General features: G+C 69.1%; 9 protein-coding genes and 2 pseudogenes. 6 read left to right on the top strand and 5 right to left on the bottom strand.

Translation table 11 applies throughout. The annotated features are described in order from the left end of the window. Nucleotides 1-134: 134 nt before the first annotated feature. The 3 genes and pseudogenes from ACZ67Q_RS38270 to ACZ67Q_RS38260 all read right to left on the bottom strand — a co-directional run. A pseudogene (locus ACZ67Q_RS38270) lies at nt 135-300 on the bottom strand (IS5/IS1182 family transposase); the annotation flags it as partial. Nucleotides 301-519: 219 nt separating this feature from the next. Then, nucleotides 520-705 (bottom strand): hypothetical protein, encoded by a 186-nt coding sequence (locus tag ACZ67Q_RS38265; RefSeq protein ID WP_471191889.1) that lies wholly within the window; start codon nt 703-705, stop codon nt 520-522. 363 nt (nt 706-1,068) lie between these two features. Next, a pseudogene (locus ACZ67Q_RS38260) lies at nt 1,069-1,948 on the bottom strand (IS630 family transposase); the annotation flags it as partial. A gap of 449 nt (nt 1,949-2,397) precedes the next feature. Here ACZ67Q_RS38260 and ACZ67Q_RS38255 point away from each other — a divergent pair. From ACZ67Q_RS38255 to ACZ67Q_RS38245, 3 genes are all read left to right on the top strand, one after another. Continuing rightward, a complete protein-coding gene (locus ACZ67Q_RS38255) occupies nt 2,398-2,895 on the top strand; it encodes a hypothetical protein (protein WP_471191886.1) in 498 nt (165 codons plus the stop codon). Between the two features lie 173 nt (nt 2,896-3,068). Next, entirely contained in the window at nt 3,069-3,587 is a 519-nt protein-coding gene (locus tag ACZ67Q_RS38250) for a nucleotidyltransferase domain-containing protein (RefSeq protein WP_471191928.1), read from the top strand. Between the two features lie 433 nt (nt 3,588-4,020). Then, complete coding sequence (locus tag ACZ67Q_RS38245) at nt 4,021-4,224, top strand: cold-shock protein (protein WP_014670069.1); 204 nt, start codon at nt 4,021-4,023, stop codon at nt 4,222-4,224. Between the two features lie 465 nt (nt 4,225-4,689). Here the strand turns inward: ACZ67Q_RS38245 and ACZ67Q_RS38240 are convergent, their stop codons facing one another. Beyond that, nucleotides 4,690-5,691 carry an SGNH/GDSL hydrolase family protein gene (locus ACZ67Q_RS38240; RefSeq protein ID WP_471191883.1) on the bottom strand — a complete coding sequence of 334 codons (1,002 nt, stop codon included), beginning with the start codon at nt 5,689-5,691 and terminating at the stop codon, nt 4,690-4,692. Nucleotides 5,692-6,337: 646 nt separating this feature from the next. Between ACZ67Q_RS38240 and ACZ67Q_RS38235 the strand changes: the two genes are divergently transcribed. The 3 genes from ACZ67Q_RS38235 (at nt 6,338) to ACZ67Q_RS38225 (ending at nt 10,729) form a co-directional block, all read left to right on the top strand. Beyond that, complete coding sequence (locus tag ACZ67Q_RS38235; RefSeq protein ID WP_471191880.1) at nt 6,338-8,203, top strand: M1 family metallopeptidase; 1,866 nt, start codon at nt 6,338-6,340, stop codon at nt 8,201-8,203. A gap of 147 nt (nt 8,204-8,350) precedes the next feature. Further along, nucleotides 8,351-9,196, top strand: a complete 846-nt coding sequence (locus ACZ67Q_RS38230) for a lysozyme (protein WP_471191877.1) — start codon at nt 8,351-8,353, stop codon at nt 9,194-9,196. A gap of 276 nt (nt 9,197-9,472) precedes the next feature. Further along, nucleotides 9,473-10,729 (top strand): serine hydrolase domain-containing protein, encoded by a 1,257-nt coding sequence (locus ACZ67Q_RS38225; protein WP_471191874.1) that lies wholly within the window; start codon nt 9,473-9,475, stop codon nt 10,727-10,729. 100 nt (nt 10,730-10,829) lie between these two features. Here the strand turns inward: ACZ67Q_RS38225 and ACZ67Q_RS38220 are convergent, their stop codons facing one another. Beyond that, entirely contained in the window at nt 10,830-11,702 is an 873-nt protein-coding gene (locus ACZ67Q_RS38220) for a polysaccharide deacetylase family protein (RefSeq protein WP_471191872.1), read from the bottom strand. Nucleotides 11,703-11,792: the final 90 nt, after the last annotated feature.

Raw genomic sequence — 11,792 nt, 5'->3', positions numbered from 1 at the left:
ACGCCCGCCCCCCCCCCCCACCCCCCCCCCCCCCCGCCCCCCCCCCCCCCCCCCCCCCCCCCCCCCCCCCCCCCCCCCCCCCCCCCCCCCCCCCACTTCCGTGAAGCGGTCGCTTGGCCGTCTTGCTGATCGTTTCAGAATGAGGTTCGAAGTCGTCTCAAACCGATGATGCTGCAGGCGAGTTGGAGCAGTGCGAGGGGGACCGGCTCGTACCTCGTAGCGGGTCCGCAGGCGTTTGAACTGGTGGAGCCAGGCGAAGGTTCGCTCGACCTGGCCGGCACCACGGGCTCGTCCTGGCCTCGTGCACTACAGGTGATCGAAGACCGCCACCACCGAGGGGTGAGCGACCCTCACCGCCGCCCGGGCCTCACGCTGCATCCGCAAGAACACGGTGGGGCGCTCGGCCTCGCAGCACCACACCCGACTCGGTGAGCAGCCGGTACACCAGTCCGTGCGACCCGCCCGCGCGCGGCAGCAACGGCTACTGAGCTTGAACTGGTGATGTCGCAGGCCGGTTGATCACGTCGGCGTGCTGGCCAGCCCACGTGGGTCGCACCAGGCCTCGTAGTCGAAGGATTCGGGCACGCGAAGAAGGGCTCGGGTGCGTGCCGCCCAAGTGCTGACCCAGGCATCCCCGGTCGGCATCGCCTCGTCGATCAGCCAGCTCAGGCTCGCTTCGGGCATGGTCTTGAAGCGCGTGCGCACGGCGTCGCCGGCCAGGAGGTGAGGCAGCCGAGGAAGAAGTGGCGGTGAGGGCACTTCCTGTCAGCGGCGAGGTTCAGGAACAGCGGGCCGAAGGCTGGGCGCGTGGCGATGATGTCCCAGTCCTGGGAGACCGGGGGCTGCGCTTCAGCCGCGTAGGCCCAGGCGGTCATCTCCTCGGCCGTTGGATTGGCTACATCTTCGAAGGCGGGTTCTGGGCTCGCGGCGCCTATACAAGCGCAGCAACCTGATCACTGCCAGTGGCGCGCTGATCGACGGGAGGCCGGGACGGTGGCTCGCAGGGGTTCACCGGTTCGTCCACACCGAGGGCCAGGCCCGTGCCGGCAAGGCAGCCGTCGATCACTCGTAGGTGGGCAGTTGGAACACGGTGAGCCACTCGGCGTTCGCATCGATGAACTCCCGCATGCCCGCTGTCGGGTGGAGGCGGACGTTGTCCCAGACCAGCACGATCGGCCGCCGAGCTGGATGCGGGCGCGGACGATCAGGTCGCGGAAGTCGTGCCAACCGAAGCCCTTCGGTTCGTCCTTGCGGCCCCGGTATTCGCGGATCGCGTAGATCAGCCGCGACCGTTCGCCCGGCTTGTGGCAGGCCATGCCAGCCATCGACACCCGCCCGGAGCCCCGGCCTCTCACCTTCACGACCGGGGTCTGGCCGATCAGGCCCCAGGTCCTGACGCGCGTCGGAGTCATCGACTGCCCGGCCTCGTCCTCGAAGACAATCCAGGCGTTCCGCTCCGCCGCGACGCTCTTACCCGTGGCCAGGTCTCCTTCTTCCAAACCTCGACCGCGTCGTCGTCGCGCTCGATCGCCCGCCGGGCGGGTTGCTGCCAGCTCCAGCCGTGCCGCTTGAGCAGCCGCCAGGTGCCCTCAACCATGTAGGAGACATGGAACATCCGACCGATCAGCGTCTTGATCCGCGCCAGCGTCCACCGCTGGTCCACCCACCCGTGGGCCAGCGGACCGCGCTCCAACTCACGCTCCAGTCGCGCGATCTGGGTCTCACTGAGCCGAGGCTTGCCCGGCGACCCCTTCGACAGAACCCCGGCTTCTCCGCTCTCGTGCCAGGCTCGGCGCCACCGCTCGACCGACCGCACGCTGATTCGCAGGGCATCGGCGATCTCGGCGTTCTTCTGCGCTGTCTCGAAACGCTCCACGGCCTGGAGCCGTAGCCGCTCCCGCGTGGCCCTCTCGGCGTCGGTCAGCCCGCCGCCCTGCGCGTATCTCACACCCCAGGGCTACCTGCGCCGGCACCCAGCCGCCAGGCGAACGGCACCGACATCACTCATTCAAGCTCAGTAGCGCCTTCGGGCTGTCCACCCCGCCCCTGGAGCCGTGTCGGCACCGGCAGCAACGGGCCGGATGGCCGCCCACTCCGCATCGTCATGTCCGACGGATACCGGCGCACCCGATCGGGGTGATCGGCCGCGGTGCCGTAGCTGTGCGCGAGACAATCGCACGACACGGCAGGCGAGTTGAATGGACGGGCGCGGGCCCGTACAACAACGACAGTAGGGACAGGGCCTCCGGGAACGGCTCGGAACCGGGTAGCACCCCCGAGCCACCAGGAGGCCCTGCCTCCATGCACCTACCGCCGATCGACCCACGTTCAAAGGTCGGTTGACACGGCTTCTGACAACCACCCAGGGGGTTTGAAATGGCTGTTCCATGGGAGCTCTTGATATCCACCGCAGGTGGTGTCACCGCCACCATCGTGGGCGTCGTTGCAGGCGGGGTCGTTGGGCGGCGCAGCGAGAATCGAAAGTGGCTTCAGGAGACACAGACGTCCGCGTACGAGAGGTTCCTGCAAGCTTTCGGGGCCGTCGAGATGGAGCTGCGTGAGGCGTTCCTCGAACGGCGCAGACCTGAAGTCGCATGGGGACCGTTCAATGCATCGATCCAGTCGCTGAGCCTGGTGGCGAATCCCGAGGCGGCCGCAGCAGCTATCCAGCTCTGCGATGTCATCGAGGATTTCACCATTCTCTTCCACGATCGTCAGCCGGCGGATCTTGAGGAGCTCCGACCGATCCACGCCGCTTTGGAGCAGGGGCACTTGAAGTTCGTCAATGCGGCCCGACGCTCGCTCCATCCCTCGCAGGAACGTCTCACCCAGACACTCGGCGGTCCGTCGCCCTGGCGTGGTGTCGCCTTCGTGGACCAACTCCGACAGCAGTGAGGCTGAGTAGCACACCAAGGCTCTCCGTCGGTGCTTCTCCAGGGTGAGGACGGCCCTGCTCACCACCGGCAGGTCACTCAACCAGGACCCCTGCTCGACCTACACTTTCCAAGATCGGTTGAGATACGGCTTCTCACGGCGTCCGTCGGGTCGATGGCGATACTGGCGTGGTGATGATGGATGCTACGAACGCGTTGACTGTGATCAGGTCTCTTCAGGCGCAGGGTGTGGCGGTGTGGCTCGGGGACGGCGGCTGGGGAGTCGATGCTCTCCTCGGCGAGCAGACCAGGCCGCACAAGGATGTCGACCTGATCTTGCGGGTAGACCAGGTTCAGGACGCGGTCGGGGCCTTGCGGGGCCTGGGCTTCGCCGTGGCGGAGGGTCGCCTTTCCTCGTGCTTCGTCCTGCGCGATCAGGAGGGCAGGAGCGTTGACGTCCACCCTGTGGTGTTCGACGGGGAGGGCAACGGCAATTACACGATGAAGAACGGCGAGGTGTGGGTGTACGAGGCCGCCTGGTTCAGCGGGAACGGAACCCTTCAGGGCGAGCCGGTGCGGTGCCTGACAGCGCAGGGCCAGGTGGCATGTCACACGGGGTACGAGCTCGATGACGAGGACCGCCGGGACATGGCTGCCCTGCATGAGCGGTTCGGTGTGAACCTCCTGCCCGAGCAGCGGTTTCCGGTGCGATGAAGGGAGATCACGCCGCCGTGGGGTACTCGGTCCATTCCCGGATGGACGAGTCGGGAGCGAACCGGGCCTTGCCTGGCCGAGAGGTACGCCGTCGCGGCTGTCTGCGTGTCCGCCGGCGTCGGCCGTCTTCGCGGTGGGGCTCCGGCAGGATGCGGCGAGCGCAGCACCACGACGTCGTCCTCCACTGCTTGATCACCATCAACGAGCCTCACGGCGACCCAGCCCTTCGTTCCGGGCCGGATGCTGGCGTGTTTTCGCTAGCGGCTTCCGTCATGCCGTTATAGCGTGGTGATCAGCAGTCGTGGTTCCGAAGTTCCGTTCGCCCGTGATCGCGGTCACGGGCGTTCTTGCTGTTCAGCGCCTCTCCGGACCAGGGCGATCACCTCCCGGTCGCGCAGGGTGCGTGCCCGGTTTCCCCTCAAAGGAGACAGTCATGGCCAAGGGCACAGTGAAGTGGTTCAACAGCGAGAAGGGCTTCGGCTTCATCGAGCAGGAGGGCGGCGGCCCCGACGTCTTCGCCCACTACTCCAACATCGCCAGCCAGGGCTACCGCGAGCTGCAGGAGGGCCAGAAGGTAGAGTTCGACGTCACGCAGGGCCAGAAGGGCCCGCAGGCGGAGAACATCCGCCCCGCCTGATCGCGCGCCTCGGTAAGGGCCCGGCATCCCGGCTTCGGGACGCCGGGCCCTTGCCGTCTGCCGCAGTAGTCAGCGGGCCAGAGCCGATCGGTGTCTCACCTGTTCCAAGGAGCCAATCCCGCGGCGTGGTGCGGTCGCGGGTCGTGGTCATGGCGCAGACCCTCCCCCGGGCTGCCCGTCGGCAGCCCGGTGTTTGTTGATCGCCGGGAACGGCATCTGCGTGGAAGCCGGTGTTCGAAGTGCTCCCGGTCCTTTGACGCTACTCCCCGAAGTGGGCCCCGAACCGCTTTGCCGTCAGGCACTTTGGGCGTTCAGGCACAGCGGCAGCGGCGGCGCATCAGTCCCGGGAGTGCGACCCCGGCGCCTGCCGGCCACAGAAGGACAGGTTCGGGTTCCTTACGCAGGCCGGCCAGGGCCCCGGGCGCGTTTCCGTGCGGCGCCGGGGCCCTGGCATCAACGGGTTGGTCAGCGTTCGAGGAGGGCGATGCGGATGGCTCGTTCGACGTGTAGGGCGGTGTTCTCGTGGCCTGCGGCGTTGGGGTGGACCAGGGTGGCTCGCTTGCCGGTGGGAGTGCAGTCCAGCGGCGTGCCGGGGAGCTTGACGGGCCAGTAGTTCGCGGCGTCGCCGCAGATTCCCTCGACCCACTTGGTGTCCGCGCTCTGGCAGACGTCGTGGCCCACGCTGGAGGAGTAGACGTCGACGTAGCGGTCGCCGAAGAACGACGTGACTCGCTGGATCGTGTGGTTCAGCGGCTCGAGCACGTCGTCGCGGAGCCAGTCGATGTCGGCGTGGGTGATCGGGCCGAACTCGGTGAGGGCCAGGCGGTTGCAGTCACTGGCGTCCTGCGGCAGGACGGCCGGGTAGCCGACCGTGATCACCTTGGCGTTGGGCGCGGCCTGGTGGACCTGGGCCAGCATGTTGACGTACTCGTCCTGCACCCGGGCGAGCTTGTCCTGGATGCTCTCCTCCCCCGCGGGGGGATCGGTGTAGTAGTCGCGGCAGGACTTGCCGCTCGCACCCTGCTCGAGGCACTTCAGGAGCATGCCGCCGAAGGGCAGGCTGTTGCCGCCGACGCCGATGGTGACGACGTCTGTCTGGTCGTTGAGGTGCGCCCGCTGGATCTGCGGGCTCACTGCGGGCCAGCCGGCGGCGGGGGGTTGGACCGGGCTGATGGGCTTCTGCTCGGCCGTGGCGATGTCGGCGATGGTGGCGTTGCCGCAGCTGACGTTGGTCAGGTGGACAGGGGCGCCCGGCGGGAACTCGGTGAGCTCCCGGTCGACCACGCCGGGATAGGCGTCGGAAGTGCGGTCGCAGCCGTCCCGTGAAGGGTCACCCAGCGTGGGCTGCGGGTCGCCGACGAAGACGCCGGCGGTGTACGAGTCGCCCAGCGCAGCCCACTCGTACTGATCAGCCGCACCGGCGGGACCCGAGGACACCAGTGTGGACGCCGCCAGCGCGAGCCCCACGGCCAGTGCTCGCGTTCGTAAGCGAAAGACGGAGTGTCGCGCGGGCCCTCCCGGACCGGCCGGAGTTGTCGAGCCGAAGGCAGCCGCCAGTCGGCCTTTGGATGACGGACGCATCCGCGTTCTCCCCTCACTCAAAGTAGTCGTCCGACTACGTTGTGAAGGTACGTGAGGGCAGCCAACCGGCCGGCAGGTGCGCGGGGTAAACCACCCGGGCGAATTGCCATGGAGTGACGGTCATGGTGAGTGCGCCGGGTGGCCTCCCCTGAATCCGCTGACGGCATTGCATTCGTACCGTCTCGGCGCAGCGGCGGCTGCTGACTGAACGTCAAGTCGTTGGAGGGGGAGGCAATCGGCGCGGGCTGTCACGGGCCTGCACCGGCATCGGTTCCGTGGGGAGCCGGAGCATCTGGGCGACGTGTGCCTCTTGCACAGGCACCGCTCCGCCGGTTTCTGCCCGCGGCATGGTTCTGGCATGCACCAGTCAAATCTGTCACGCTTTCACCGGCAGTCGGCGCCCCTGTCCCCAGGAGGGTGCTGGCTGACCGTACCGATCACGCAAGCACCGTCCGTGGCCGCTCCGGCGCACCCCAGCCGGCCGGCGGTCTTCGAGCAGGCCGGGATCCCGGCCGCCGCAAAGGAGAAGCGTGTGAGATCGACCCCCCACAGGGCCCTCGGCGCCGGCGCGCTCATCGTCGCCGCGCTGGCCGCCCTCTCCCTCCCCACCACCCCCGCCGCCGCCCAGCCGACCGCGCGGCACAGTGCGGCAGCGACCTGCACTCCTGCCCAGGTGGTCGCCAACGGCGGCTTCGAGAGCGGGACTTCACCGTGGAGCCAGTCCGCGTCCACGGTGATCACCAGCCGGTCGGGTGAGAGTGCCCACGGCGGCAGCAGTTACGCCTGGCTGGACGGAGTCGGCAGCACCCACACCGACACCCTCAGCCAGAGCGTCACCATCCCCGCCGGCTGCTCCACCGCCACCCTCACCTTCTGGCTGCACATCGACACGGACGAGACGACCTCGTCCGTCGCCTACGACAAACTCACCACCAAGATCGGCGCCACCACGCTGGCCACCTACTCGAACCTCGACGACGCCACCGGCTATGTGCAGAAGTCGCTCGACGTCTCCGCGTACGCCGGGCAGACCGTGACCCTGTCCTTCACCGGCAGCGAGGACTCCAGCCTCCAGACCAGCTTCGTCCTGGACGACATCGCCCTCGCCACGTCCGGCGGCACCACCCCGCCCACGACCGACGCCACCCGCACCCCCGCGGCGCCCTCCTACACGGTGAACCTCAGCAGCGACACGAGCGGCACCGTCTGGACCGGGCACGAGAGCGTCAGCTTCACCAACGCCTCCGCCACCGCGCTCGGCGAGGTGTATCTGCGACTGTGGGACAACTACCACGGCACCTGTGACGCGATGCCCATCCGGGTCAGCAATGTCACCGGCGGCACCGCGGGCGCCCTCTCGGTGGACTGCACCGCGCTGAAGATCGACCTGCCGAGTCCGCTGAACCAGGGCCAGAGCGCCACCATCGGCTTCGACCTCGGCATCACCGTGCCCAGCGGCGCCGACCGCTTCGGCCACGACGGCGCCTACAGCTTCATCGGCAACGCCCTGCCGGTCCTCGCGGTCCGCGACAGTGCCGGCTGGCACCTGGACCCGTACACGAACAACGGCGAGTCCTTCTACTCCCTGGCCGCCGACTTCAAGGTGACCCTGGACCACCCCAGCGGCCTGCTGGTCCCGGCCACCGGCACCTCGACCGACACTCCCGGCTCCAGCGGCCGCACCGTCACCACGGCGACCGCGGCCAAGGTCCGTGACTTCGCCTGGGGCGCCGGGCCCTTCACGAAGATCTCCGGCAGCTCCGCGGCGGGCGTCCCGATCAACGTCTACTCCGTCTCGGGCATCAGCTCCTCCAGTGCCCAGTCCATGCTCAGCACCGCCAAGTCGGCCGTGGACGCCCACGCCGCCCGGTTCGGTGCCTACCCTTACGGCGAGCTGGACGCGGTGATCGACAACAACTACTGGTTCGGCGGAATGGAGTACCCGGGCTTCGTCCTCGACCTGGTCAGCACCACCGCCCTCACCCACGAGATCGGCCACCAGTGGTGGTACGGCATCGTCGGCGACGACGAGTACAACAGCCCCTGGCTGGACGAGGCGTTCACCGACTACGCCACCGACCTCGCCCTCGGCAAGACGGGCAGCAGCTGCTGGAGCGGCGTCTCCTGGGCCTCCAGCGCCGAGAAGATCACGAACTCCATGGCCTACTGGGACGCGCACTCCTCGCGCTACTCCACCGTGGTCTACGGCTACGGCAAGTGCGCCCTGCACGACCTGCGCCGCGTCCTCGGTGACACCGCCATGGCCAAGCTGCTGAAGGACTACGCGGCGGCGCACTGGTACGGCGTGTCCACCACGGCCGAGTTCAAGGCCGCCGCCCAGGCCGCCACGAGCACGGACCTGACCTCCTTCTGGTCCCAGCACCGCATCGAGGGCTGACCCGGCACCATCGGGGGCTGACCCCGCACACCGGCCCGGTCACGGCCGCCGCCACCCGTGGCCGGGCCACCCACATGGACCAACCCCGGCCCGCGACGGCACCGTTGGGCGGTATCCGGAATGCGGTACCGCCCGACTGCGGGTCAGATGGATTCCGTGCGACCTTCCATATCCCCCGGCTCCCGTGGCCCGCGCCTGGCCGTCACCGCTGCGCTGACCGGCCTGCTGCTGGCCCTGTCCACCCCAACGGCCCTGCCCTTGCCCGACCCCGTGACACCCGAGCGGGGCAGCGCCTTCATGGGCATGGGCGTCCTCGCGCACGACGGCGGCGAAGCCGTCGCCGATGACGCCCTCGCCGTCCGCGCCGCCCAGACCGAGGGCGTGGACGTCTCCAGCCACCAGCGCGAAGTCGACTGGCAGGCGCTGCGGGACGGCGGCGCCAGATGGGCGTACGCCAAGGCCACGGAGGGCACCTACTACACCAACCCCTACTTCGCCCAGCAGTACGACGGCTCCTACGACACCGGCATGGTGCGCGGCGCCTACCACTTCGCAACCCCCGACACCACCGGCGGCGCCGCCCAGGCCGACTACTTCGTCGACCACGGCGGCGGCTGGTCCAAGGACGGCAGGACGCTGCCCGGTGCCCTCGACATCGAGTGGAACCCGTACGGCGACGCCTGCTACGACAAGTCTCCGAGCGCGATGGTCGGCTGGATCCGCGACTTCCTGACCCGCTACAAGGCACGCACCGGCCGGGACGCGGTCATCTACACGGCCACCACTTGGTGGGACCAGTGCACCGGGGGCTACTCGGGCTTCGGCGCGAGCAACCCGCTGTGGATCGCCCGCTACGCCACCACGCCCGGACCCCTCCCCGCGGGCTGGACGTCGTACACCATGTGGCAGTACACCGCCACCGGCAAGACGGTGGGCGACCACGACCGCTTCAACGGCACCCAGACCCAGCTGGGCGCCTTCGCGACCGGCTGACGTCCCGGCCGGTGCCGGGACGCCGTCAGCTCCGGGTGCGGAGCGCGCGGGCCGGCTGCATCTGTCCGACGTAGCGCTCGTCCGCCGCCGGGCCGAATGCGGCCGGACCCCGAGCCGTCCATCTCCCGGCCCCTGATGTTCCGGCGCCCGTTCTCGGGGTCGGAACCGGGGTTCGATCAGGGCCGTTCCCCGATGGGCCGGGGTGGTTGTGCGGCGGAGACTCATGGCCGGGCGGTGATCATCCGTCCGGCCATCACGCACCCGGAGGGCACTGACGTGAACAGCTCCGCCCGTCGCACCCGTTGGATCACCCTGGCCGCCTGCGGCACGCTGACCATGACGCTGACCGCTGCGGTGGCCGCGCCCGCGCTCGCCGTATCGGGGCCGGTGGTGACGTCGGCGCCGGCGGCCGCCACCGCGCCGTTGCCGCGTCTGGACCCGGCCGTACTGCGGGCGGCCATCGCCGGGCTGCCCAACGAGGACGTCACCGGCGCGCTGGTGCGGATCACCGGCAGGGCGGGCCACTGGTCGGGCACGTCAGGTGTCGGCGACCTGGAGAACGGGGAGGGCGTCCCGCCCAACGCGTTCATCCGGATCGGCAGCATCTCCAAGGTGTTCACCGCCACGATCGTCCTCCAGCTCGCCGCCGAGCACCGGATCGACCTGGACCGGCCCGTGCAGCAGTACCTGCCGGGGGTCCTGCCCGCCGGCCTGCCGCCCGTCACCGTGGGCCAGTTGCTCAACCACACCAGCGGCCTGCCGCGCGGCGGTTCGAGCCCGGAGTTCGGCGACGGCAGCCCCGAGTGGTTCGCCGCCAACCGGCTGAGGAGCTTCACGCCGCAACAGGTGATCGACACGTTGGCCGGTCAGCCGATGCAGTTCGCGCCCGGCACGGCCCAGCAGTACAACGGCATGAACTACTACGTCGCCGGCGTGCTGATCGAGAGGGTCACCGGCCACACCTTCGCCGACGAGGTACGGACCCGGATCGCGCGCCCTCTCGGCCTGCGCGACACCTATGTTCCCGACGCCGACGACCCCCGCCTGCCCGGCCCGCACTCCCACGGCTATCTGACGGTCCAGTCCCCCGACGGCACCACACATCGGGTCGACGTCACCGAGCAGAGCCCCTGGCCGTGGGCCGAGGGCGGCATGATCTCCACGCCCGCCGACCTCGACCGCTTCATCACCGCGCTCTTCCGCGGCCGTCTGCTCCCGCGGGCGCAGCAGGCCATGCTCTTCGAGGTCCCCGACGTCCCCAGCAGTCACAGCAGCCAGTGCCGCACGGCGGCCGACGCCGGCCGGGCCTGCATGACCATGGGGCTGATGCGGGTCACGGCGTCCAACGGCGTGGTGGTGTGGGGCAAGACGGGCTCGCGCCCCGGCTGGACCAGCGGCGTGTTCGCCACCAAGGACCTCTCCCGCAAGATCGTCTACTCGGTCGACCCGACGAACCTCAACGGGACGGAGATGGCCCTGATCCAGCGCATCGCAGCGGCGTCGTTCGGAACGTTGGTCCCGGCGAAGAACTGACGGAGAAGGGGCGAGCGTATGCCCGTCGGCGGCGGCCCGTCGGCCGCTTGAGCCCCGTCGGCCGCGTCGGCCGTGGAGCTGTGTGAGCCTTGGCAGCCGGTCAGTGGCCCGTCGGGGGCTGGATGTAGTCCTCCAGACGGGCCACGGCGAAGCCCTGCTCCTGTATGTGCTTGAGCAGGTCGGCGAACATCTGCGTCATCGTGGTGCCCTTGAGCTCCGAAGGACCGCGGAAGTGGGCCAGGATGATGTCCCCGGGATGCAGCTTCTTGCCCGGGTCCTGGTACGTCATGTTGTGGATCTGCATGGACTCGCGCCACCAGACGATCGCCCTGGGCCCGCACTCCGCCACCGCCGCCTTGGTGCTGGCGTTGTACGCGCCGTAGGGGGGCCGGAACAGCAGCGGTGCGGTGCCGTACTCCCGGGTGAGGATCTTCTGGTCCCCGCACACCTCTTCCTTCTGGCGGGCCGGCGGGACCGTGTTCATCGGCGGGTGGTGCAGGGTGTGGTTCTGGACGTGGTTGCCCAGCTCCTGCAACTGCTTGAAGTAGCCGTAGTCGGACTTGATGACGTCGTTCATCAGGAACATCGTGAACGGGACCTTCAAGTCCCGCATCATCTCGATGAACCTGGGATCCTTCTCCTGCCCGTCGTCGATGGTGATGAAGACGACCTTCTGCGACGTCGGTATGTGCGTGAGGACCGGAACCGTACCGGAGGCGGAGAGCTTCACGGGCTTGTCGGCAGGCGGCTGCGGGGCCGAAGGCAACGGCGTCAGGCCCCACTTGCGCCAGAGCGTGGCCTCGGCGGCACGCGCGGCGGCGGTCGTACCGCCGGTGGCGGAGGGCCACGCCGGTGCGGGGGACGAGTGGGCTCCCGTGCCACCACCCGCGTCGCACCCGCCCGCAGCCAGGGCCGCCACGACCACACCCGCCAGCGCTCCGCAGAGCCTGCCCCGCTTGTTGTACCGCTTCACCGTGCCCGGTCTCCCCATAACTTCCGTGCTGCCGTGCCGCACGTGATCCCGTCGGGAAGGTAAGCCCGACTGTATGTAAAGAGGATCAAT

The organism is Streptomyces sp. NPDC036813 (genome assembly GCF_055609245.1).
This window is presented reverse-complemented; position numbering and strand designations above follow the sequence as displayed.